The following is a 23,031-nucleotide window of genomic DNA, read 5'->3' as shown; positions in this document are numbered from 1 at the left end:
GCCGCGTATCATGGAAATTTCGCAATAAATGCAATTGCTTCGCCAGTCCATTCCATCGAACCACGCGCGCTTTCGATCCCGCTTGTGGCCCACTATCCGGCATAGATAAGGGATGCGAATCGACATATGCTTGTTATATTGCATTGCAGCATAATCAAGAAGTAAAAATTACTTTGCCATTAATTATGCATGATTTGCAATTCATTGCCATGCAAGTCGAATTGACTGTGATGCAACTTTATTCGCGCGCTCAGGCCGGGCGCAGCCGCCGCTTGCCCTTGAGCCTGCTGGTCAGGTGATATTGGCCGCAGCGATCGCAGGCATAGGTGCGCAGCTCGATATCCGCTGCCAGGGCCGCCGCCTGGGCCTCTGCCGCGCTGGCAAAGCGCTGCTTGCGCTGGCAGACCGAAAGACGGGTGCGGGGCATTTATGCAACAGCCTTTCGGATTATGCGGCGGCGGGTGGTGGCCATATTGCACGCAGGCAGGGCTTTGCGCCATGACTTGCAGATGACACAGACCTTCCGGCGTCGCGCCCTCTCCGCTTTGGCCCTTGCGGCTTCGATCCTCCCGTTCGCAGCTCAGGCGCAGGACAAGCCGGCGCCGATCAGCGAAGTCGAAGTGCGCAGCCATATCGCGATGCTGGCGAGCGACGAGTTCGAGGGCCGCGGCCCTGGGTCAGCGGGTGAGACCAAGACGCTCGATTATCTGGCCAGGACCTGGGCGAGCTATGGCCTGGTATCGGGCACCAATGACCCCGCCAGGCCGTGGTTCCAGCCGGTTCCGCTGGTCGAGCGCAAGCCGCATGCGCATCGCTTTCAGGCCACGGCCAGGGGCAAGGCCTTGAAGATGCCTGAAGACGGCGTGATCCTGGCCGGGCGCAACCCCACCGACCGGGTCACCGGCGAGCCGCTGTTTGTTGGCCATGGCGTGGGTGGGGATGGCAAGCTCAACGCCGACGTCAAGGGCCGGATCGTGCTGATGCTGTCGGCAGACCCCAAGTTCGAGGGTGGGGCCAAGATGCCTAACTTGCGCGAGCGGCAGAAGATGCTCGCCGAAGCGGGCGCCGCCGCCGTGCTGGTGACCGCGCCGGAAGCCGCGCCCTGGGGCGGCATGCGCAGCCAGCTGGCCAATGGATCGATGCGGCTGGCCAGCGACGACATCGGCGCGCCGATCACCGGCGTGCTGCGCGGCGATGCAGTCACCGCGCTGCTGCGCACGGCGCGCATGTCGTCTGCCGACGCCAGCGCCAGCGCGGCCAAGCCGGGCTTTGCCCCGGTCACGCTTCCGGTCACGCTCGATCTGGCCACCAGCACCTCCGTGCGCAGGTTCGACAGCCACAATGTCATCGGGAAGCTGCCCGGTACCAAGCCCGGATCAGGCGCAGTCGTGCTGCTGGGCCATTGGGATCACTTCGGCATCTGCCGCAGCGAGGAGGCCGAGGACCGCATCTGCAACGGCGCAGTCGATAACGCCAGCGGCATGGCGGTGTTGCTGACCGTCGCCGAGCGGCTGGGGCGGGGCGCGCCGATGGAGCGCGATGTCTATTTCATGGGCACGACCGCCGAAGAGCGCGGCCTGCTGGGCGCCTATCATTTCGCCGACAATCCGGTGGTGCCGCTGAAGGACATCGTCGTCGCGCTCAATGTCGATACCGTCGCGATCGCGCCTGCCGGAGCCCCGGTGGCGCTGGTCGGGCGCGGCGAGAACGGGCTCGATGGCATCGTCGATCAGGTTGCGACCGAAATGGGCCGCAAGGTCGATTCCGATACCGAGGCCAATGCCTTCATCCGCCGCCAGGATGGCTGGGCCTTGGGAGCCAAGGGGGTGAAATCGATCATGGCGGGCGGCTCGTTCAGCGACATGGCGCTGCTGCAGGCGTTCCTCACCACGGTCTATCATCAGCCCGATGACGAGCTGACCGACGCCACCCCGCTGGGCGGCGCGGCGGATGATGCCAATCTGCATGTCAATCTGACACGGCATTTTGCCGATGAAGCGAAATATAACCCCGCAACCACTGGCGATTGACGCGCAGCTTGGTTACATGGGCCGCCACCAGAAACCAGATTCGGATCAAGAAAGTGGCATTCCGCATGGACATCCCCCTCGGCCTTACCTTTGATGATGTCCTGCTGCGTCCCGCGGCGTCGGAAATCGTGCCCAGCCAGGCGGACACGACCACCCAGCTGACCAAGTCGATCCGGCTGAACATCCCGGTGCTGTCGTCGGCGATGGATACCGTGACCGAGGCGAGCATGGCGATCGTCATGGCGCAGCTGGGCGGCATCGGCGTGCTTCACCGCAACCTAAGTATTGAGGAACAGATCGCCGCCGTGCGGCAGGTCAAGCGCTTCGAAAGCGGCATGGTGGTCAATCCGATCACCATTACCCCCGATGCGCCGCTCGCCGAAGCGCAGGCGCTGATGCGGCTGCATTCGATCTCGGGCATTCCGGTGGTCGAAGCCTCGGGCAAGCTCGCGGGCATCCTCACCAACCGGGACGTGCGCTTTGCCGAAAACCCGAACCAGCCGGTGCGCGAGCTGATGACGCGCGACAATCTCGCGACCGTCCCCGCCGATGTCGGCCAGGAAGACGCGCGCCGCCTGCTGCACCAGCGCCGGATCGAGAAGCTGCTGGTGGTGGACAACAACTATCACTGCATCGGGCTGATCACGGTCAAGGATATCGAAAAGGCGGTGATGAACCCCGATGCCACCAAGGACGCCGCAGGCCGTCTGCGCGTCGCGGCAGCGTCGACCGTAGGCGAGGCCGGCTTCGAGCGCAGCAAGGCGCTGATCGATGCCGAGTGCGATGTCATCGTCGTCGATACCGCGCATGGCCACAGCAAGATGGTCGCGGTCGCGGTCGAAGCGATCAAGAAGTACAGCAACCATGTGCAGGTCATCGCGGGCAATGTCGCGACCGCTGGCGCCACCCGCGCGCTGATCGATGCTGGTGCGGACGGCATCAAGGTCGGCATCGGCCCCGGATCGATCTGCACCACCCGCGTCGTTGCCGGCGTCGGCGTGCCGCAGCTTTCCGCGATCATGGAATCGGCCGAAGAAGCCGACAAGTCGGGCATTCCGGTGATCGGCGACGGCGGCCTGCGCACCTCGGGCGATGCCGCCAAGGCACTCGCGGCGGGCGCTTCGACGATCATGATCGGGTCGATGCTGGCGGGCACCGAAGAGGCGCCGGGCGAAACCTTCCTATATCAGGGCCGGGCGTACAAGAGCTATCGCGGCATGGGCAGCGTCGGCGCAATGGCGCGCGGCAGCGCCGACCGCTATTTCCAGCAGGATATCAAGGATCAGTTGAAGCTGGTCCCCGAAGGGATCGAGGGCCAGGTGCCGTTCAAGGGTCCGGCGCGCGATGTCGTCCACCAGCTGGTCGGCGGCATCAAGGCGGCGATGGGCTACACCGGATCGCCGACAATCGAGGCGCTGCGTCGCAATGCGGAATTCGTGCGGATCACCAATGCGGGGCTGCGCGAAAGCCATGTCCACGACGTGTCGATCACCCGCGAGGCCCCGAACTACCCGACCCGCTGACGCCTGATGATCGAACTTGTCCCCTATATGCTGATGCTGGCCTGGGCAGCGCCCGGTCAGCCGGGCGGGGTCGAGATCGAACGCGTGGCGCAAGTTTTTGCCAGCCAGCAGGCGTGCGAGGCCGCGGCGGCGGCGCATGTCGCTGCGACCCGGCGCAGCGCCGTGACCCACAAGTGCCTGGCCTTGCCGTCGCGCGAAGAGTTCGACCGGCTGTTTGCCGAGCTCGACGCCCGCGAGGCGCGCAAGTGACCCCGTCGGCCCGAGTACAGGCGGCGATCGATCTGGTCGATGCGATCCTGACCGCCGCGCGCGGGCAGGGCGCAAGCGCCGACACGCTGGCGCGCAACTTCTTTCGCGAGCGGCGCTACATGGGCTCGGGCGACCGGCGCGCGGTGCGCGATCTCGCCTGGCGCGCGGTGCGCCGCTTCGGCGAGATTCCCGCAAACGGGCGCGCGGCGATGGTCGGGCTGGCGCGCGAGGATGCTCCGCTTGCGGCGCTGTTCGATGGCTCGCCTTATGGCCCGGCATTGCTGGCGGACGATGAGCCTGCGGCGACCGGCGGAGTGATCCCCGGCTGGATCGCGGCGCTGCTGCCCGCGCTGTTCGACGATAGCGAAAAGGCCGCGCTGCTGGACCGCGCCGCGCTCGACCTGCGCTATGATCCCGCGCGCACCGATCCTGCGGCGTTGCGCGCGGTCTGGCCCGAGATCGTGTTCAGCGAGGGCCTTCCCCGCGCCGCGCGGCTGCCCAACGGCACCGCGATCGAGGCCAGCGAGCCGTGGCAGCAGGGGGCTGTCGACGTGCAGGACTGGGGCAGCCAGGCGATCGTGCAGGCCTGTATCGACGGCAACAATCCTGCGCTGGTGATCGACCTGTGCGCGGGCGCGGGCGGCAAGACGCTGGCGCTGTCGGCGATGCTGCCGGGCGCGCGGATCATCGCATCGGACACCAGCCGCGACCGGCTGGCGGCGATGGAGCCCCGGCGCCGGCGCGCAGGCGCGGACCGCATCGAGACGCTGCTGCTCGACCCGAAGCGCGAGTGGGAGAAGCTCGCCGCGTTCGAGGGCCAGGCCGATGTCGTGCTGGTCGATGCGCCGTGCAGTGGTGCGGGCACCTGGCGGCGCAACCCCGAGACGCGCTGGCGGCTGACGCCCGAACGGCTCGAGCGGCTGGCGGGCGAACAGGCGCGGCTGATCGAGATCGCGATGCGGCTGGTGCGGCCCGGCGGTGCGTTGGTCTATGCGGTGTGCTCGCTGCTCCCCGACGAGGGGCCACGCCAGATCGCGCGCGCCTTGTGCAACCAGCCGGGCTGGCATATATCCTTGGAGCATATGGACATTGGCCGCCTGATCGGGGCCGATGGCGGGCTGTGCGATGCGCCGCAGGGCGCCGACATTCCCGTCGGAAGGCTCCTGACGCCGCATCATGACGGCACCGACGGCTTTTTCTTCACAAGAGCTTGCCGGTCATGATAGCCTTGCGCTCAGCCTGGGAGAATATCATGCGTTTTGCGCCTGCCGCGATTGCCTTGTCACTGCTGCTTGCCACCGTTTCGAGCACGGGAATCGGCCAATCGGTGCGCTACCCCGTCAATCCGTCCTCGCAATATCTGATGGATGAAGGTGCCAAGGTGCAGGCCGAAGGCAAGCTTGACGAGGCGACCGGACTGTTCGAGGCGGCGCTCGCGATCGATCCGGGCAACCGGTCGGCCTATATCGCGCTTGCGCAGGTCGCGAGCGCGCAAGGGTTGCCGGGCAAGGCGATCCGCTTCTATCGCGAGGCGTTGCGGCTCGACCCGAATGATGTCGCGGCGCTCGCCGGGCAGGGCGAGGCGATGATCCAGCGCGGCGCGGTCGAAAAGGCCCGCCGCAACCTGGTCCGCATCGAGGCGCTGTGCACCACCGGCTGCACCGAAGCCGGCCGCCTGCTCACAGCCATCGACAAGGCCGCCGCCAAGCCCGTGCTGTCGGCCGAAGCGGTCGCCTCGACACCGACGGTCACCGAGCAGCCTTGAGCTTGGTCCTGGGCTTGGGAATGGAGCCCTACGCCCGCTCAGCCTGAGCCCGTCGAAGGCCCCGCGCCTAACCTTCCTGAAGTGCAAAGGCCGTCACCCTGAACTTGTTTCAGGGTCCATTTCTCCCCGCGCGGTGCAGGCAATTGGGGCACGATGGATCCTGAAACAAGTTCAGGATGACCTGAGTAGTAACGGCGTGCGGCCGTGTGAGGCCTTCGACAGGCTCAGGCGGAGCGGACGGGGGCATCACCTTTTGAAGCGGCCTCTGCCACCCCCATCCCCGGCATTTCCTTGATGTACAGATCGCGCTGCGGGAACGGGATTTCGATGTCGTGCTCCCGGAACAGGTTCCACACCCGCATCAGCACATCGCCGCGGATGTTGCCCATGCCGCCTTCGGGGTCGCTGATCCAGGCGCGGATTTCCCAGTTGACCGCATTGTCGCCGAAGTCGGTCATCCAGATGCGCGGCGCGGGGTCCTTCAGCACGCGCGGAGAATCATCGACCGCGCGGTAGAGCAGCTCCTGCACCAGTTGCATGTCGCTGCCATAGCCGACCCCGATCGGGATGCGCATGCGCACGTTGCGGTCGGAATAGGACCAGTTCTCGACCGGGGTGGTCATCAGATCCTCGTTGGGGATCAGATGCTCCTTGCCGTCGCGGGTGATCACCGAGACCGCGCGCACGCCGATCTTGTTGACCCAGCCGAAGCTGTCGCCCACCGCGATAACATCGCCCGGCTTGATCGACCGGTCGAGCAGCAGGATGATTCCGGCAAACAGGTTGCCGATGGTCTTTTGCAGCCCGAAACCGATGGCAAGGCCGAACGCGCCCGAGAAAAAGCTCAATGCGGTGAGGTCGATCCCCAGCGTATCGATGCCGATGAAGAAGGCGAGCACGATGACGACGACGCTGGCGATCTTCTGCCCCAGCAGCTTCTGCGTCGGATCGAGCCCGTCGCTGCTGCCGATGACATGCCCGGCGATGCGGTTGACCACGCGCGCGGCCGTGTAGAGCACCAGTACGGTGATCGCGATAGTCACCACCCACAGCAGCGAGAACCGCTTGGCGCCGAGGTTGAAGCCCACCCGGTCCATCGCGGTGGTGATCGGGTCCAATCCGCCGAACATGCTCGCCAGGATCGAGATCAGCGTGGCAAGGCCGAGGAACGTGCCCAGCCAGTCGGGCATGCGCACGCCGCGCACCAGATCGTTGACAAACAGCGCCAGCGAGATCGCCAGCGTGATCCCGAACACCACCGAGGCGATCAGGCTCCAGTCGTAGAGATTGAGCGCCATGCCGATCAGCATCGCGGTGGTAAAGCGGCGCACCATGTCGCGGATGCGGCGGCGCGCGAGCTGGCTTTCGTGGCCCGCGCGGCGTTCCCAGATCGCAGCGAGGCGCAGATAGATCAGGCGGCTCAGCCCCCAGCCGATGATGAGCGCGGCGGTCGCTGTCAGCGCGGCCAGCATGCCTTCGACATATTGCAGGTCGTCGGGGCGGTCGATCCAACCCCATCGCATGAAAAGTGCCGAGATACCTGCGTTCATGCGTGCATGGTAAACGCGTGCAGCCCCTTGGCAAGGTCGGCGATGAGATCGTCGGTGTCTTCCAGCCCGATATGCAGCCGCACCGCGTACGGATTGGCGTCGCCCGCTGGCGGCCAGGACGTCGCGCTGCGGCAGCGGGCGGGGTCGACGGGGATCGCGAGGCTCTCGAACCCGCCCCAGCTGTAGCCGATGCCAAACAGGGTGAGCGCATCGATCAGCGCCGCGCGCGCTGCGTCCGATCCGCCGTTGAGCACGAACGAGAACAGCCCGCTCGATCCGGTGAAGTCTCGCTGCCACAGGTCATGGCCGGGGCAGGAGGGGAGCGCAGGATGCAGCACGCGAGCGACCTGCGGCTGTTCGGCCAACCAGTGCGCGATTCTGAGCGCGGAGGCCTGATGCTGGCGCAGCCGCACATCGAGCGTGCGCAGGCCGCGCAAGGCGAGCCAGGAATCGTCGGGCGAGACGACATGGCCCAAGGCCTGCGCAGTGTGCCGCAGCCGCGGGTAGAACGCTTCGGTCGCAGTGACAGACCCCAGCATCACATCGGAATGGCCGACGATATATTTGGTGCACGCCATGATGCTCATGTCCGCGCCCAGGGCGAGCGCGGGGAGGAACAGCCCGGTCGCCCAGGTGTTGTCGATCAGCAGCGCAATGTCCGGATTGGCCGCGCGCGCCGCCTGGCAGATCGCGGGCACATCCTGCACCTCGAAGGTCAGGCTGCCCGGGCTTTCCATCAGGATGGCGCGGGTGCGGTCGCAGATAAGGCTGGAAATACCGGCGCCTATCTGCGGATCGTAATAGCGTGTCTCAACCCCGAAGCGCTTGAGAAAGCCCTCGGCAAAACTACGTGAGGGGTCATAGGCGCTGTCGGTCATCAGCAGCACGTCGCCCGGCGAGAGCACCGCGAGCAGCGCGCCGGTGATCGCCGCGACGCCTGAGGGATAGAGCATCGTGCCGTGCGCGCCCGGCTCGAGCGCGGTCAGCGCCTCGGCCAGCGCCCATTGCGTCGGCGATCCGCGCCGCCCGTAGAAAAATCGTCCGTCTTCATTGGTTTGCGGGCCGGATTTGAGAGCGGCTGTATCCGCATAAAGATGCGTGCTGGCGCGCCACACTGGCGGGTTGACCACCGCGCCGGGCTGATCGGCGGTCCCCGTCCACTCCGCGCGCCGGCCGCCGGTGATGATCCGGGTGGCGGGCGATTGCGGCGTGGTGGGGGGTTTGGCCATGGATGTCACCTACTCCTCTCCCTTTACGGGAGAGGAAACGAAGCCTTGGCAGCTTGGCTGCCTAGGCGAAGTTGGAGAGGGTGTCTTGGGCACCCGATGTGCCCCTAGCCCTCTCCCTGCTTCGCTGCGCGAAGCTGTCCCTCTCCCGTAAAGGGAGAGGGAAAAGCAAGGTCAGCCCATCGCCTTGGGCGTATCGGCGTCGGCGCCCCATTCGGCCCAGCTGCCGTCGTAAAGCGAGACGTCAGTCTTGCCGAGCAGGTGCGCGCCGAAGGCGACGACGCTGGCGGTCATGCCCGAACCGCAGGTGGTGACCATGGGCTTTTCGATGTCGACACCGGCGGCTTCGAACGCGGCCTTGAGGTCGTCACCGGTCTTCCAGGTGCCATCGGGGTTGAACAGGCTGCTGTGCGGGAGGTTGACCGCGCCGGGAATGTGACCCGAAGCGATGCCGGGGCGCGGATCGGCCTCGGCCCCTGTGAAGCGTGCCGCGGGGCGGGCATCGACGACCTGTTCGGCCTTGCTGTGCAGGTTGCCCAGCATGTCGGCCTTGGAACGGACGTTCTTCTTGTCTTCCCACACGGTGAAATGGCGATGGCGCAGCGTTTCCTTGCCGGTCTTAATCGGGCGACCTTCGGCCTTCCACTTGGCGATGCCGCCATCGAGAATGGCGACCGCGTGCGCGCCGAACATGGTCAGCATGAACCACGCGCGGGCGGAGGACTTGAGCGGGCTGTCATCGTACAGCACGATGCGGCTGCCATCGCCCAGGCCCAGCGACTGCATGCGGCTGGCGAACTTTTCTGCAGGGGGCAGCGTGTTTTCGACCGCAGAGTTGCTGTCGACCAGCTCTTCCAGGTCCATGAACACCGCGCCGGGAATATGCCCGGCCTCGTATTCGGCCAGCGCATTGCGGCCGGTGTCTGCCAGGAACTTGCTCGCATCGACGATGCGGAGATCGGAGGCGCCCATTTCATTGGCGAGCCACTCGGTTGAAACCAGCGAATCCATTTTGGTGTGTCTCCCTCTGCGATTACGCGCCCGTGTTGTTGGCGTTTTCCCGGCTTTTTAGACGTGAAACCCGGCTGGTTGCTCAGCCGGGGTGCCATTTTTTTGTTGCGCTGCACCATCAACATTATCCTGTCATCGCGGGGACGTCGAGTCGCAACGGGAGGGCGGCACCAGTTTTTTCGCCTATGTTGCAATGATGTGAAGCGGGCGGTGGCATGGTGTCCGCCTTCACGTTACGGGGGAGGGGAAGACCGCGACCATTCAACCAAGAGGCACACGCATGCGCATCCTGCTGACCAATGACGATGGCGTTCATGCGCCGGGGCTGGCCGTGCTGGCCGAGATCGCGCGCGCGCTTTCCGGCGATGTCTGGATCGTCGCGCCGCATGAGGAGCAATCGGGCGCGGGCCATTCGCTGACCATCACCCGGCCGTTGCGTGTCCACCAGCATGGCGAGAAGCATTATTCGGTCACCGGTACGCCGACCGATGCGGTGATGATGGCGGTCGCCCGGCTGATGCAGGACTGCCCGCCCGATCTGATCCTGTCCGGGGTCAATCGCGGCGCCAACCTTGCCGAGGACGTGACCTATTCGGGCACCGTCTCGGCGGCGATGGAAGGCGCGCTCGCGGGCATACCCTCGATCGCGCTCAGCCAGGTCTATGCCCGCGAAGGCGCGGGGCTCGATGTCTCGTTCGATGCCGCCGCCCATTGGGGCGAGCAGGTGGTGCGCAAGGTGATCGCGCAGCCGATGACCAACCGGACGCTGGTCAACATCAACTTCCCCGCCTTGCCTGCCGATCAGGTGCGCGGCGTGCGCGTCGTGGCGCAGGGGTTTCGCGATTATGGCCGCCTCAAGATCGTCACCAACACCGATCCGCGCGGTTTCGAATATCACTGGTTCGGGCTGGGAGGCGCCGTGCAGACCCCGGCGCACAGCACCGATCTGGAGGCGGTCGTCGATGGCTATATCGCGGTGACGCCGCTGCATCTGGACCTGACGCATCATCAATCGGTCGCGGCGCTGGCCGCAACATTCGATCAGGCTTGAGCGGCAAACGCGTTGTAAATCCTGCCCAAAGCGGTGGCAAAGCGGACAATCCATGCTAGACGTTGACGCCATGGCGTGGGGAAACAAACGACAATTCGCAGGGCTGGCGGCCACCGCTGCGCTGCTGGCGACAGGCTGCATACCCGGCGGGGTCAGCGAGCAGGGCCTGCAGCCCGAGATCAGCGAGGCCGGGGTCGCAGCCGAGCCACCGCAGGAAGTGGTGACGGGCAGCGATGCCCCGGTCTGGGAAAGCCGCAGCGTCGCCGCCAATGCCGCCGACGTGATCGGCACCATCTACATCGTCAAGCCCGGGGATACGCTGCGCGGCATCGGCAACAGCACTGGCGCAGGGTCCGAGGCGATTGCCGCGGCCAATGGCCTGAGCGCCCCGTACATGCTGCGCCCCGGCCAGCAGCTGACCATTCCCGGCGGTCGCTATCACACCGTCGCGCAGGGCGAGACGGGCATTGCCATCGCTTATGCCTATCGCGTCGCGTGGAGCGACATCGTCGCGCTGAATGCGCTGTCGGAGCCCTATATCCTGCGCATCGGGCAGAAGCTCAAGCTGCCGCAGGGCGCGCAGCTCGCGTCCGAACGGCCCGCGCCGCCGGCCGCGACACCGACAGCGGGCAATGCCGCCAAGCCGGGGCGCATTGGCGCGCTGGTGGTCAATATCGATGACGTCGTCACCGGCAGCCAGCCCGCGATTGCCGAAGGCTCGGCCGTCCCGAGCGCCAAGCCTGCACGCGCGCCGGTCGCCGCCAGCGTTCCGGTCAACGTGCCCAGCGCCTTTGCCGGCAGGTTCACCTGGCCGCTGACCGGACCCTTGCTCACCCGCTTCGGTCCGGTGGGCAAGGGGCAGATCAGCAACGGCATCGACATCACCGCCAGCCGCGGCCAGCCGTTCCGCGCAGCGGCCGACGGGGTCGTCTCCTATGCGGGCAGCGAGGTCGCGATCTATGGCGGGCTGATCCTGGTCAGCCATGGCGGCGGCTGGGTCAGCGCTTATGGCCATGCCGAGCGGATCGACGTCACCCGCGGCCAGGCGGTCAAGGCGGGGCAGGTGCTGGGCGCGGCGGGGCAGAGCGGCTTTGCCGAAGCGCCCAAGCTGCATTTCGAGCTGCGCAAGGACCGCAAGCCGGTCGACCCGCTGCTCTATCTGCCCAAGAACTGATCGCGCGCGCATGGCCGATCCCGATTTCAAGCCCAGAGCGCTGCTGAAACGGGCGGCGCGGCTGCCGGTCTGGGCCGATGTGATGCTGCGGCTGAGCGTCGCGTTCTTCCTGATCGGGCTGGTGATCCTGATCCACTGGCTCGACCGGGCGGGGCTCAAGGACAATTACGACGACCATGTCAGCTTTCTGGATGTCGTCTATTTCACGATGATCTCGGTCACCACCACCGGCTTTGGCGACATTGCCCCGGTGTCGGACCGTTCGCGGCTGATCGAATCGGTGCTGGTGACCCCGGTGCGGATCGCGGTGATTTTCATCTTCGTCGGCACCGCCTACAGTTTCGTCATCAAGCGCACATGGGAAAAATGGCAGATGAGCAGGATCCAGCAGCGCCTGAAGGGGCATATCGTCGTGCTGGGCTTTGGCACCAGCGGCACCGAGGCGGTGCGCGAACTGGTCGCGCGCGGCAGCGACCCGTCGTGCATCGTCGTGGTCGACCAATCGGAAGAATCGCTCGCCCGGGCCGAGGCTCTGGGCTGCAACGTGCTCAACGCCGATGCGACCCGCGACGAGACGCTGAAGGACGTGCATATCGACCGCGCGTGTTCGGCGATCGTTTCGGCGGGTCGCGATGACACCTCGATCCTGATCGTGCTCACCATCCGCCATCTCGCGCCCGATGTGCCGATCAGCGTGGTGGTGCGCGCGGCGGACAACGAGTTGCTGGCGCGGCAGGCGGGGGCGAACACCGTGATCAACCCGGTCAGCTTTGCCGGGCTGCTGCTGGCAGGTTCCTGCCATGGCCCGCACATCAGCGCGTATCTTGCCGATCTCGCCTCTTCGAGCGGGCGCGTGGTGCTGATCGAGCGCGCGGTGCGCGAGGAGGAGATCGGCGTGCCGTTGAAGGACATCAAGGATGGCGTCGGCGTGCGGATCTACCGCGATGGCAAGCCCTATGGCTTCTGGGATGACGAAACCGCCAGCCTGCGCGCGGGCGATCTGGTGGTGGTGATCACCCAGGGCGATGGCCGCAAGCCTGCGACGATGGCGAGCGATTGAGGCTGAATGGATTGGTAGTGGATCGCTCTCCCCTCCCGCGAGCGGGAGGGGCAGGTTCGGCTTGCCGAACCGGGGTGGGCTACTGCCCAAGCAGGCCCGTTCAACACCACCCCGGCCTTCGGCCACCCCTCCCGCTTGCGGGAGGGGAGATTATGCCCATGCCCGCTCAGCCTGAGCATGTCGAAGGCCCCGCGTAAACACCGGCGCACCGCTTCAATCGCCGCCGCCACAGCCTCCGCCGCAGCCGCTGCTGCAGCCGCTGTCGCCGCCCGAATCGCTGCTGCCCCCCGAATCGCTCCAGTCGCCCTCGGCGCCGCCGCCGCCAAAGTCGCCGCCGCCCGCCGCAAAGGCCGCGCCGCCGGCCGCTGCGGTGCCGCCTGCGCCGCCTCCGGACCAGCCATCGAACGCGCTGTCACCGCCCCCGGAACTGTCGGTGTCACGCTTTCTGCGCAGACGTTCGGCGCGCGTCTGACCGGCGGAATGGCTCGCGCGGCGTCTTTGACGCCGCCGGTCGATCATCAGTCCCAGCAGGAAGAAGGCGAGCCCGAGGCCGACGATGAACAGGACAAAGCCTGTGCTGGTCGCGAACACCGTGTTCCAGAACTGCTTGAACACCGGTGCGCTCTGCGCGCTGGCGGTGTCGGCGGCGAGCGCGGTGCACGCCGCAAGCAGCACGGCACCCCCCGCCATGCCGGCAATCGAGACATGCCGGCGCGGCAGGACAAAATGGCGCGACCGATCAACCCATTGATAGCGCACGCCAAATCGCACGTCGCTGGGCGGCCATATGTCGGAGGGCGGTTCGCTGCCAAAGGTGTCGCGATAGCGTTGCAGCGTAGCGGCATAGAGGCTGCGGTATTTGCGCCCCTCGGCGCTGCCGCCTGCGGTCGGGCCATGGTGCAGCGGCCGTCCGATGATCCGCGCGCACAGCTCTTCCCAATAATGCCGGGTATAGGCGAGGTGCAGATGCCAGGCCTGATCGATCTGGTCGGATGGCGTGACCGTGTCGGTCCCGGTGGCGGCGAGATAGAGGAAGCGGCGATACTCTTCCATCACCGCTTCGGCATGGGTGCGTGACCAGCCGTTCTCGCGGGCCAGGCGCCGGGTGAAGCTCAGCGATGCCCCCTCGGGCTCGATGCGCATGGCCGCCAGTGCCTGCCAGACCGGATCGTCGAATATGCCCATAACCGCCCTCCCGCCGTTGTGGATGGGAAGAGGCTATACGCTTGCGGGACTATGGGCAATGGCGGATGTAAAATGGGGAGCCAGCGCCGCGGTGGCTCTGGCTCCCCGAATTGCTGACGCCTTGAACGCGGATCAGCGGCGGACGCGCGCGCGCGTTTCCAGGTCGGTCAGGCGGCGGTCGAGATAGGCACGGTCGTCCGCGCTGGGATTGAGCCGGGCATAGGCAGCCTCCAGCCGGTTGAGGTCCTCATGCTCGACGCGCAGCTGCGCCTGCGCGCTGGCCGAAAGTCCGCTCGAAGGCAGTGCGCGCGCGATGCCGTCCAGCCGCGCGCGCGGGGTCATCACCGGCGCGCTGCCGCCGCCGGTCGAGGCCATGTCGCCCACGCGTGCATCCAGCGCTTCCAGCCGGGTATACAGATCATCGCGCTCCTGATCGGTGATGCGGCCATCGCGCAGATAGGTCGCTTCGGTGCGCACGAGCGCTGCATAATCGGTCTTCAGACGGGCGCCCGCGACGCGGGTGATCCGCCGTGCGGTGACCGCAGCATCGACGCGCTGGTTGAACTCGCTCTGGCCGTCTGCGACCGAGATGCCGATGTCGGCCGCGCCATCATCGCCATAGCCGCCATCGGAAATGACCTGGGTCAGCTGGCCATAGCGATCGGCGAGATCCTCGCGCTCCTGCGTGGTGAAGCGGCGATCGGCGCCATAGCGGGCCTCGAGCTGCACCAGGTCGTAATAATCCGACTTCAGCCGCGCGGCGGTGCGCTGATCCATGCTGCCCGAACGGACATCGGCATCGATCCGCTGTTCGAACTGCAGGCGCTGTGTGGCGAGCGGGGTGCGGCCTAGCGACCACTGCGCCTCGATCGACTGAGTCGAGCCGGTCCGGTCACCGAACAGTGCGCCGAAGATGGAGTTCAGCCGCTCCTGCTGCCGCGAGGGCTGCTGGCTGCTGCTGTCGGTCTGGGCGAAAGCGCTGGTCCCGCTGAGCAGGAGGGCGGCGGCAGCGGTGGCGGTGTAAAGTGACTTCATCTCGGGTAATTCCTCTTTGAACGATGCCCACACTACGTGCACCGTCGCCGAGGGTTGCGTTGAACCGAGCCAGGCGCGCGACCGGTGGGATCAGCCGCCCAGCCCGGTCTTGAGCGTGGCGATCACCTGATCTTGGCTTTCCACCAGCGCCAGCACGTGCTTGCGCGCCTGGTCGATCTGATCGCTGCCGCCCGGCTCCACCTCGCCAGCCGCCTCCTTGGCGAGCCTTGCGACATAGAGCTCCTCGAGGTCGCCCAGCAGCTCTGCAAGATCGCGGCGGGGGGCATCGAGCGCGCTGATGCTGGTCTGCGCCACCGACCAGGCTTCCGATCCCGTCGCCTTGCCACGCGCGGCGCCGGCATCCTGCTGCGCTGCCGACCGGGCGATGGCGAAATCGGCCTCTGCCTTGTCGGCGAGCGCCAGCATCGCCGCCAGATCGCGTGCCAGCGCAGGATCGGTGATGGTGGCGATCGGCGGCGGCGGCGCCTTGGCCTCTGCCTGGCGATCGCGCAGCTCGACCGCGCGCCGTTCCAGCGACGGCCGGTCGGCCATCGGCTCGAGACAGGCCGAAAGCGGCAGCGATGCGACAAGCGACATCAACGGGGCGAGTTTTGCGGCAGTGACTTTCATGAAACAGGGCTCTAGGGCAGGGGGCGCGCAACGGCAACCGGCTAGCCGGTCGGAGCGCGGCGAGCCGACCACTTCGGTCGGGGTCGGGTCAGCCAGAACCGCCAAAAAAGCGGCGGCAACGGTTGACAGCCCCGGCACATTCACCTATCGGGCATGGCTTTCCGGCGCGGGACATCCCGTCGCAGGGCAGCGTTTTTCACTCTGATGATTCGGTTCTGGCGACAGGGCGATGTTTGAGAGCGGAAATCGCCATTTGCGTGCCCGGAACCCGATTGAAGCAAACAGAAACGAGACAACCCATGTTCGCTATCGTGCGCACAGGCGGCAAGCAGTATCGCGTTGCAGCCGGAGATAAAATCGCAGTGGAAAAGCTGGCCGGAGAGGCTGGCGACGTCATCGCGCTGAACGACATTCTGCTCGCCGGTGACGGTGGCGAATCGAAGGATCTGGCCGGTGTGGTCGTTTCTGCCGAGATCATCGCGCAGGCGAAGGCCGAAAAGGTCGTGATCTTCAAGAAGAAGCGTCGCCACAACTATCGCCGCAAGCTGGGCCATCGCCAGCAGCACACGATCCTGCGCATTCTGGGCGTGGGTGAAGCGGTGAAGGCTGCGCCTGCCAAGGCTGCCGCCAAGACCGAAGCACCGGTGGAAGCCGCTGTAGAAGCACCCGCCGCCGAAGCTGCTCCGAAGAAGGCTCCGGCCAAGAAGGCAGCGCCGAAGAAGGCCGCCGCCAAGCCCGAAGCCGATTCGTCGGCCGACAACGCCTGATAGCGCGCGCACAAGGAGTTTTGAAAAATGGCACATAAGAAAGCAGGCGGTTCGTCGCGCAACGGTCGTGATTCCGCAGGTCGCCGTCTTGGCGTGAAGAAGTTCGGTGGCGAGCCCGTCATCGGCGGCAACATTATCATCCGCCAGCGCGGAACCAAGGTCTATGCCGGTGCCAATGTCGGCATGGGCAAGGACCATACGCTGTTTGCGCTGACCGAAGGCCGCGTGAAGTTTCACGAAGGACGCCTCGGCCGCAAATACGTATCGGTCGTGGCCGAAGCCATGGCGATGGCTGCCGAATAACGGACGATCGATGACGGGTCGTCCTTCACAGGGATGACCCCGGCCGGTGCCAAGGCACCGGACCAAATGACAGGGAGATGGGGTCCGTCCCATCTCCCTTTCTTTTTGTCTCCCTGTCACCGCTTTGACTCAGGCCTGTCACGTTTGGCTGGCAAGGGCGCGGTAACACAGGAGAGACATAATGTTTGCAAGAACGCAAAGATTGTTGCTGCGGCCGGTCTGGCCCGAAGATGCCGAAGGCTTGTTCGCCGCGATCAACGATGCCGGCATCGTGTGCAACCTTGCGCGCGCGCCCTGGCCTTATGGCCGCGACGATGCCCGGGCCTTTGCCCAACGGGCGCAGGATCCGCGTTTTCCCCACTTTTTGCTGACCCTGCCGGGCGATGCCGGGCAGACGCTGGTCGGCAGCTGTGGCTTGGGCGAATGCGATGGCGCAGCTGAGCTTGGCTATTGGATCGCGCGCGAACACTGGGGCAAGGGCTTTGCCACCGAGGCGGCGCGCGCGGTGATCGCCAATGCGTGGATGATCGGCCACCGGCGGCTGGTCGCCAGCCACTATATCGACAATCCGGCGTCCGGCGCGGTGCTCAGGCGGCTGGGCTTCAAGCCCACCGGTATCACCCGCCCGCGCTTCAGCGCCGGGCGCGGCTATGAGGCGATGGCGCAGGAATATGCGCTGGAAAGCGACATGGCGGACGTGGAGCGAGCGATGGCGGCTTGAGTGTACTCTCCCCTCCCGCTGGCGGGAGGGGCAGGTTCAGCTTGCTGAACCGGGGTGGGGCAGGGGCTCCAAGGGGCTGATCAGGCCCACCCCGTCTTCGCCTTCGGCTCAGCCACCCCTCCCGCAAGCGGGAGGGGAGAGGACTTAGCAAATAGACCCTATTTCTTGACCGCGAAACAGGCCTGGCCGGTGCGCACGACGCTGTCGCAGGCCTGGCGCGCGGCGGCCTGGGTTGCGAAGGGGCCCGCCTGCAGCTTGGTCACGGCGCCTGCCTTGACCAGATAGGGCTGCAGCCCGGTGAGCGCCGCATTCTGGCGTTCCAGACCGTTCCACAGGGTCCGGGCGCGGCCTTCCTCGCTGAACGCGCCCAGCTGGATGCGCCAGTCGCCGTTCGCAGCAACGGCAGGCGCCGCAGCGGCCGGTGCCGTGCTCGCGGCCACCACTGGAGCGGGCGCACGCGGTGCGGGCGATGCGGCGGGGGCAGAAGCAGGGGCAGGTGGCGGCGCCGATGCCGAGGGCGAGCCCATTGTGGCGAAATCGACGCCTGCGCTGGCGGCCCTGCCGGTCGGGCTCGAGGGAATCGTCGGGATCACCGTGCCGTTGGCGTTCGAGGGCGGCAGGCTGGTGGTCTGGATGGTTGACGTCGCAGCAGGCTTGCGCATTGCGGGCGCCGGCGGGGCTGCCGAGCTGGCGGCGGCGATGGCCGGGCGCGATCCGCCGGCCGCGCCGGTGGCGGGATCGACCTTGAGACCGGCGGCAGCGCCTGCCAGCTTCTGGCGCTCGGCAGTGGCCTCACGCTCGAGCTGGGCAGCCAGCTGAGTACCCTTGGTGCGATCGGCCAGCGGGATGTACTTGTCCATCGTCGCCAGGCTGCGCGAGGCCTGGGGCAGTCCCTGCGCCGAGGCGCGGGTCATCAGCGCATAGGCGCGCACCCAGTCCTTTTCGGCAATGTCGCCGTTGAACATCGCGGTGCCCAGCACGTATTGTGCGCGCGGCTCGCCGCGGGCGGACGAGGCGCGGATAAAGGGCATCGCCTCTTCCCGCCGGTTGTCCTGGAACAGCACCAGGCCATAATTGTCCGACGCCTGGACATGGCCGCGATCGGCGGCCTTCTTGTACCAGGCTTCGGCCTGCTTGAGATCCATCGGCACGCCGCGGCCCAGCTTGTAGGCCTGGCCCAGGTTGAACTGCGCATCGGGATCGCCCTTGGCGGCAGGGTCGCGCCATTCGGCGACCGCACGGTCGAATTCGCCGCGTTCCCAGGCATCGACACCCGCCTTGACGTCGGCCAGCGCCGGGCTGGCGGCGGCGAGCGCGATCACCGCAGCGCCTAAAAGACCGAAATTACGCGAAAAATTTGTCGAACGTGCCATGCGGGTGTTTCTCCGTCGCATATGGTAAAGTCTCGGGCCGACCTTAACAGGCCGAAATTGCGCGGCAAGCAGCGCCTACCGGTCGTTACATGCGTAAATCGCCATAGCTAACGACGTATTAGCAAAGCGTTGATAACCGGTTCAATAGCCTATCAGGATTATCCCGATACGGCGGGTTTGCGGGCCTGTCGTGTCCTGACGCGGCCAGCGTTAACTCAAAATTAGCTGCCCCGGCGCATTTTTCATCCCGACCGAATGGACCGTATAGGGGGTTTGAGTGCGCGTACTCGCTTTGGCATCTCAAAAAGGAGGATCGGGCAAGACGACCCTGTCGGGTCATCTGGCCGTGCAGGCGCAGCTTGCCGGCGACGGCCCGGTGGTGCTGATCGACATCGATCCGCAAGGCTCGCTCGCCGATTGGTGGAATGAGCGCGAGCCGGAATATCCGGCCTTTGCCCAGACCACGGTGGCCCGGCTGCCCGCCGATCTCTCGATCCTGCGTCAGCAGGGCTTCAAGCTTGCGGTGATCGATACCCCGCCTGCGATCACCATGGCGATCCAGTCGGTGATCTCGGTGGCCGAGCTGATCGTGGTGCCGACCCGGCCCAGCCCGCACGATCTGCGCGCGGTGGGTGCCACCGTCGATCTGTGCGAGCGCGCAGGCAAGCCGCTGATCTTCGTCGTCAACGCCGCCACGCCCAAGGCGCGGATCACCTCCGAAGCGGCCGTTGCGCTGTCGCAGCACGGCACCGTGGCGCCGACCACCTTGCACCACCGCACCGACTTTGCCGCCTCGATGATCGACGGCCGAACGGTGATGGAGGTCGACCCCAACGGCAAGTCCGCCGGCGAAGTGCGCGCCTTGTGGAGCTATATTTCGGACCGGCTCGAAAAGAACTTCCGCCGCACCGTGTTTGCGGTGCCCAATGCACCGGTCGCACCGGGTGCCATCCGCCCGATGGGTGGCTTCGGCCGCCGCGTGGCCGGATCGTGATGCGCAGGCGAGGGCAAGGATGAGCTTTATGGCCGAACCCAAACCGATCGCCTCATTGTCCTCCGGCCTGCTGGCGCGCAAGGGGGCGGCTCGCCCCGCGATGCGCCGCCAGGGGCTGGGCATGGGCGGCATGATGTCGCATCCCTTGCCCGATGATGGCCTGGCCGAGGATCTCGGCTGGAACGACATGGGCTATGATGTCGACCCCGCGCATGACGAAGGTGCGCCGCAGTACGGCAACCTGCTGGCCGGCGCGATCCCCGAGACGCTGGCACCGCTGCCCGAGGCGGCACCGCAGGCGGCTCAGCCCGCCCCCGTCGTTGCGGCACCCGTTGTTCCTGCACCTGTCATCCCGGACGTTGTGCGCCAGCAGGCCGAGATCGCCGAGCGGATGGCCGAGCCTGTCGCCGCGCCGATCGCCGAGCTTCCTCCCATAGCGCCCCCGGTCGAGCCGGAAGCGCCGGTGGCGATGGCCGAGCCCGAAGCGCCCGCGCCGGTGCTTGCGGTCCGCAAGCGCAAGCAGGCGGAACTGGCCGAAGTCGTTGCCGCAGCTGCAGTGCCTCAAGGCCGCCGCGCGGCCTTCACCCTGCGGCTCGATGCCGAGCGCCATCTCAAGCTCAGGCTGGCCAGTGCGGTCACCGGGCAGTCGGCGCAGCAGCTGGTCACCGCCGCACTTGACGAAATGTTAACCAAAATACCCGAGATAGAAGACCTGGCTGGTCGCGTTCCGCGATCGGCGACGCGCTGAAGCATTGCTGAGGCATTGAAGGCAGGGTCGGGGCCGGACGAAGAGGGAATATTGGGCTATGGCAAGCGGATCGAAGATGAACGGAGCACTGGCGCTCAAGCTGGCGGCATCCACCATTCTGGTCGGCAGCGTGCTGGTCAGCTGCTCGGCGCACTCGAGCGGCGGCCGTCCGCAGTCCCTTTCGGGCACGGCGCAAAAGGCGCTGGCCTCCGGCAAGCCTGAAAAGGCACTGGAAAAGGCCGAGGCCGCTGTCGCGCTCGATCCGCGCAATGCCGAACTGCGCAAGACCCTGGCCCAGGCCTATCTCGCCAATGGCCGTTTCTCTTCCGCCCGCCAGAGCCTCGACGATGCGCTGGCGCTGGGTGACAGCAGCGCGCGCACCGTGATCAGCCTTGCGCTGATGCACGTCGCCGACGGCCGCAACGCCGCCGCACAATCGCTGCTGCGCGAACATCGCGATACCATTCCTGCCGCCGATTACGGCCTGGCCCTGTCGCTGGCCGGCGAGACGACGCAAGGCGTCGACGTGCTGGTCGACCTCATCCGCAGTGGAGAAAACACCGCCAAGGTCCGGCAGAACCTCGCTTTTGCCTATGCGCTCGACGGTCGCTGGCGCGAGGCGCAGATCATGGTGGGGCAGGATCTCGACCCGCAGGTCGCGCAAGAGCGCATCGCCGAATGGGCGCGGCTGGCCCATCCCGATGCCCATGCCCAGCGTGTCGCATCGGTGCTGGGCGTGACGCCCGTTGCTGCTGATCCCGGTCAGCCGGTGATGCTGGCGCTGGCCAACTTCCCGGCGATGGCCGATGCCGCGACCGAGATCGGTCAGCAGGCAATGGCCGAGGCCCGCCCTGTGGCAGGCCCGATCGAACTGCCGCCGGTGCAGGATGCACCGATGGAACTGGCCGGGGTCGAATCCGCTCCCGCCCAGGCTGAAGCTCCGATTTACGCAGAGGCCGCGCCCGCTCCGGTCGCTGAAACAACAGGCGCGATCGTCGCCCCGCTGATGACCGCACGCGAGATCGTGCAGCCGCTGCCCGGCAACTATCGCGCCAAGCCCATCCGCAAGGTCCGGCCGGTGCAGGTCGCCTCGCGCGAGCCGATCGTCGAGCAGCAGGCCGTGGCCCGCAAGCCCGCCGCCGCGCCCAAGGCCGTCGCGGCCGCCAAGCCCGCAACCGCGCCGGCGGTCTTCCAGAAGGCCAGCTTCTCGCCGGTCAGCGGCGGTGCCTTTGCGGTCCAGCTGGGCGTGTTCTCGAGCGCCGAAAACGCCAACCGCGCCTGGGCCGGTTACAGTGCCAAGCACAAGGATCTGGCGGCCTTCTCGAAGGTTGCCGTGCCGACGGCCGTCGGCGGCCGCAAGCTGCACCGCCTGACCGCCAACGGCTTTGCCGATGAAAAGAGCGCCCGCGCGATGTGCGCGCAGGTCCGTGCGACCGGCGGCGAGTGCATCATCGCGCGCGCAGTGGCCAAGCCCTCCGGAACCCAGATCGCTGCCCGCCGCTGAGCAGCGGCACCGTCTCACTCAAACTCGCTCAGCCTGAGCCTGTCGAAGGCCGCGCTATACGGCCAACGTCAGCGCGGGTCCTTCGACCACGCGGGCTGCACCCGCTGCTCAGAGCCTGCCCTGAACGCGATTCAGGGATGAGCGGAGGTGGTGAGGCGCGGGCCGAAACCGCCCCTCAGGCCTTGACCAGTCCGATTTCCACCAGCCGCTCGTGCAGATAGTCGTCCGCCAGGATCGGCTCGGGATAGAGGTTGGGCCGTGCATCGCTGATGCAGCCTTCGAGCGTGCTGATCGGGAAGTCCGAGCGCAGGTGCAGGAAGAACGGCATCGAATAGCGGCTGAACCTGGCCCGATCACCCGCAGGGTTGCGCACGCGGTGCGTGGTCGAGGGCAGCACGTGGTTGGTCAGCCGCTGCAGCATGTCGCCGACATTGACCACCAGCGCGCCTTCGGGCGGACGCATGTCGATCCACGAGCCATCGCGCGCCAGCACTTCCAGCCCGCCTTCTTCCGCGCCGAGCAGCAGGGTGATGAGGTTGATGTCCTCGTGCGCTCCGGCGCGGATCGCGCCTTCTGCGCCCTGCGATGCGTCCATCGGCGGATAATGCAGCAGCCGCAGGATCGAATTGCCCTCGTGCACCGCAGGCTCGAACCAGTCCTTGTCCAGCCCCAGATAGACCGCGATTCGCGACAGGATGATGTTGCCGACGCGGTCGAACTCGGCGAACAGCGGCTCGAACGTGTCGCGAAACCCTTCCGGCCGCTCGGGCCAGACGTTGGCGGGCATGGTGTGCGCGATCGGGCTAGCGGGGTCGATCTCGCGCCCGACATGCCAGAATTCCTTGAGATCGTGCGCCTTGGCGTCCTTGGCGATTTCGGTGCCGAACGGGGTATAGCCGCGCTGACCCCCGGCCTCCGCGTCGTAATAGCGGCGCTTCTCCTCGGTCGGCAGCGCGAAGAATTCCGCTGTCTTTTCCCAACCCTGGCGCACCAGCGCGGGATCGAGGCCATGATCCTTGATCATCGCAAAGCCGTAGGTCGAAAAGCTGTCCCCCAGCTTCTGCGCCAGTTCGGCAGGTTCATCGGTGAGCGAGAGAATGGGCAGTTGTATCATGATGCGGTCCGCAATAGC

The 23,031-nt window shown here is 66.5% G+C and carries 23 protein-coding genes; 14 read left to right on the top strand and 9 right to left on the bottom strand.

Going from position 1 to position 23,031, the window contains the following annotated elements; translation table 11 throughout:
• Nucleotides 1-250: 250 nt before the first annotated feature.
• Nucleotides 251-427: a hypothetical protein gene (locus LI72_RS20290; RefSeq protein WP_197051840.1), complete on the bottom strand. Its 177-nt coding sequence runs from the start codon at nt 425-427 to the stop codon at nt 251-253.
• A gap of 82 nt (nt 428-509) precedes the next feature.
• Here LI72_RS20290 and LI72_RS07635 point away from each other — a divergent pair, with 82 nt between their 5' ends.
• The 5 genes from LI72_RS07635 (at nt 510) to LI72_RS07615 (ending at nt 5,567) form a co-directional block, all read left to right on the top strand.
• A complete protein-coding gene (locus LI72_RS07635; protein WP_033925118.1) occupies nt 510-2,030 on the top strand; it encodes a M28 family peptidase in 1,521 nt (506 codons plus the stop codon).
• Between the two features lie 65 nt (nt 2,031-2,095).
• Entirely contained in the window at nt 2,096-3,553 is a 1,458-nt protein-coding gene (guaB, locus tag LI72_RS07630; RefSeq protein WP_033925117.1) for an IMP dehydrogenase, read from the top strand.
• 6 nt (nt 3,554-3,559) lie between these two features.
• Nucleotides 3,560-3,802 (top strand): hypothetical protein, encoded by a 243-nt coding sequence (locus tag LI72_RS07625; protein ID WP_033925116.1) that lies wholly within the window; start codon nt 3,560-3,562, stop codon nt 3,800-3,802.
• A complete protein-coding gene (locus LI72_RS07620; RefSeq protein ID WP_033925115.1) occupies nt 3,799-5,025 on the top strand; it encodes an RsmB/NOP family class I SAM-dependent RNA methyltransferase in 1,227 nt (408 codons plus the stop codon). The genes LI72_RS07625 and LI72_RS07620 overlap by 4 nt, the downstream gene beginning before the upstream one ends.
• Nucleotides 5,026-5,054: 29 nt before the next feature.
• The gene (locus tag LI72_RS07615) at nt 5,055-5,567 is read left to right on the top strand and encodes a tetratricopeptide repeat protein (RefSeq protein ID WP_033925114.1); all 513 of its coding nucleotides are present in this window, start codon (nt 5,055-5,057) and stop codon (nt 5,565-5,567) included.
• 224 nt (nt 5,568-5,791) lie between these two features.
• On the opposite strand, the gene LI72_RS07610 is transcribed toward LI72_RS07615, so the two are convergent.
• From LI72_RS07610 to sseA, 3 genes are all read right to left on the bottom strand, one after another.
• On the bottom strand, nt 5,792-7,090 hold the full coding sequence (locus LI72_RS07610; RefSeq protein WP_231562395.1) for a mechanosensitive ion channel family protein: 1,299 nt from the start codon (nt 7,088-7,090) through the stop codon (nt 5,792-5,794).
• 23 nt (nt 7,091-7,113) lie between these two features.
• Nucleotides 7,114-8,346: a cystathionine beta-lyase gene (metC, locus tag LI72_RS07605; protein WP_033925112.1), complete on the bottom strand. Its 1,233-nt coding sequence runs from the start codon at nt 8,344-8,346 to the stop codon at nt 7,114-7,116.
• Nucleotides 8,347-8,517: 171 nt separating this feature from the next.
• Nucleotides 8,518-9,354, bottom strand: a complete 837-nt coding sequence (gene sseA, locus LI72_RS07600; protein ID WP_033925111.1) for a 3-mercaptopyruvate sulfurtransferase — start codon at nt 9,352-9,354, stop codon at nt 8,518-8,520.
• Between the two features lie 280 nt (nt 9,355-9,634).
• Between sseA and surE the strand changes: the two genes are divergently transcribed.
• The 3 genes from surE to LI72_RS07585 all read left to right on the top strand — a co-directional run bounded on the left by surE (nt 9,635) and on the right by LI72_RS07585 (nt 12,639).
• Nucleotides 9,635-10,405: a 5'/3'-nucleotidase SurE gene (gene surE, locus LI72_RS07595; RefSeq protein ID WP_033925110.1), complete on the top strand. Its 771-nt coding sequence runs from the start codon at nt 9,635-9,637 to the stop codon at nt 10,403-10,405.
• A 70-nt stretch (nt 10,406-10,475) separates the two neighbouring features.
• The gene (locus LI72_RS07590) at nt 10,476-11,579 is read left to right on the top strand and encodes a LysM peptidoglycan-binding domain-containing M23 family metallopeptidase (protein WP_033925109.1); all 1,104 of its coding nucleotides are present in this window, start codon (nt 10,476-10,478) and stop codon (nt 11,577-11,579) included.
• A gap of 10 nt (nt 11,580-11,589) precedes the next feature.
• Nucleotides 11,590-12,639, top strand: a complete 1,050-nt coding sequence (locus LI72_RS07585) for a potassium channel family protein (protein ID WP_033925108.1) — start codon at nt 11,590-11,592, stop codon at nt 12,637-12,639.
• A gap of 213 nt (nt 12,640-12,852) precedes the next feature.
• On the opposite strand, the gene LI72_RS20285 is transcribed toward LI72_RS07585, so the two are convergent.
• The 3 genes from LI72_RS20285 to LI72_RS07570 form a co-directional block, all read right to left on the bottom strand.
• The gene (locus LI72_RS20285; RefSeq protein WP_197051839.1) at nt 12,853-13,824 is read right to left on the bottom strand and encodes a glycine-rich domain-containing protein; all 972 of its coding nucleotides are present in this window, start codon (nt 13,822-13,824) and stop codon (nt 12,853-12,855) included.
• A 132-nt stretch (nt 13,825-13,956) separates the two neighbouring features.
• Complete coding sequence (locus tag LI72_RS18985; RefSeq protein WP_052129591.1) at nt 13,957-14,859, bottom strand: hypothetical protein; 903 nt, start codon at nt 14,857-14,859, stop codon at nt 13,957-13,959.
• A gap of 90 nt (nt 14,860-14,949) precedes the next feature.
• Nucleotides 14,950-15,489, bottom strand: coding sequence for a hypothetical protein (locus LI72_RS07570; protein WP_156139522.1), 540 nt, complete (start codon nt 15,487-15,489; stop codon nt 14,950-14,952).
• 299 nt (nt 15,490-15,788) lie between these two features.
• Between LI72_RS07570 and rplU the strand changes: the two genes are divergently transcribed.
• The 3 genes from rplU to LI72_RS07555 all read left to right on the top strand — a co-directional run bounded on the left by rplU (nt 15,789) and on the right by LI72_RS07555 (nt 17,280).
• Nucleotides 15,789-16,256 carry a 50S ribosomal protein L21 gene (gene rplU, locus LI72_RS07565; protein ID WP_033925107.1) on the top strand — a complete coding sequence of 156 codons (468 nt, stop codon included), beginning with the start codon at nt 15,789-15,791 and terminating at the stop codon, nt 16,254-16,256.
• Between the two features lie 27 nt (nt 16,257-16,283).
• Nucleotides 16,284-16,559: a 50S ribosomal protein L27 gene (gene rpmA / locus LI72_RS07560; RefSeq protein ID WP_026091630.1), complete on the top strand. Its 276-nt coding sequence runs from the start codon at nt 16,284-16,286 to the stop codon at nt 16,557-16,559.
• A 202-nt stretch (nt 16,560-16,761) separates the two neighbouring features.
• On the top strand, nt 16,762-17,280 hold the full coding sequence (locus LI72_RS07555; protein WP_231562394.1) for a GNAT family N-acetyltransferase: 519 nt from the start codon (nt 16,762-16,764) through the stop codon (nt 17,278-17,280).
• A 158-nt stretch (nt 17,281-17,438) separates the two neighbouring features.
• On the opposite strand, the gene LI72_RS07550 is transcribed toward LI72_RS07555, so the two are convergent.
• Entirely contained in the window at nt 17,439-18,653 is a 1,215-nt protein-coding gene (locus LI72_RS07550) for an SPOR domain-containing protein (protein ID WP_033925105.1), read from the bottom strand.
• Nucleotides 18,654-18,930: 277 nt separating this feature from the next.
• Between LI72_RS07550 and LI72_RS07545 the strand changes: the two genes are divergently transcribed.
• The 3 genes from LI72_RS07545 to LI72_RS07535 are packed head-to-tail and all read left to right on the top strand — an operon-like array spanning nt 18,931 to nt 21,899.
• Nucleotides 18,931-19,647: a ParA family protein gene (locus LI72_RS07545; RefSeq protein ID WP_033925104.1), complete on the top strand. Its 717-nt coding sequence runs from the start codon at nt 18,931-18,933 to the stop codon at nt 19,645-19,647.
• Between the two features lie 28 nt (nt 19,648-19,675).
• Complete coding sequence (locus LI72_RS07540; protein ID WP_033925433.1) at nt 19,676-20,395, top strand: hypothetical protein; 720 nt, start codon at nt 19,676-19,678, stop codon at nt 20,393-20,395.
• A 58-nt stretch (nt 20,396-20,453) separates the two neighbouring features.
• The gene (locus LI72_RS07535) at nt 20,454-21,899 is read left to right on the top strand and encodes an SPOR domain-containing protein (protein WP_052129588.1); all 1,446 of its coding nucleotides are present in this window, start codon (nt 20,454-20,456) and stop codon (nt 21,897-21,899) included.
• Between the two features lie 175 nt (nt 21,900-22,074).
• On the opposite strand, the gene LI72_RS07530 is transcribed toward LI72_RS07535, so the two are convergent.
• Nucleotides 22,075-23,013: an isopenicillin N synthase family dioxygenase gene (locus LI72_RS07530; RefSeq protein ID WP_033925103.1), complete on the bottom strand. Its 939-nt coding sequence runs from the start codon at nt 23,011-23,013 to the stop codon at nt 22,075-22,077.
• Nucleotides 23,014-23,031: the final 18 nt, after the last annotated feature.

This window comes from Sphingomonas sp. 35-24ZXX (assembly GCF_000786215.1).
Lineage (GTDB): Bacteria > Pseudomonadota > Alphaproteobacteria > Sphingomonadales > Sphingomonadaceae > Blastomonas.
Note: the sequence above shows the minus strand (reverse complement) of the source record. Positions and strands in the feature narration are given on the sequence as shown.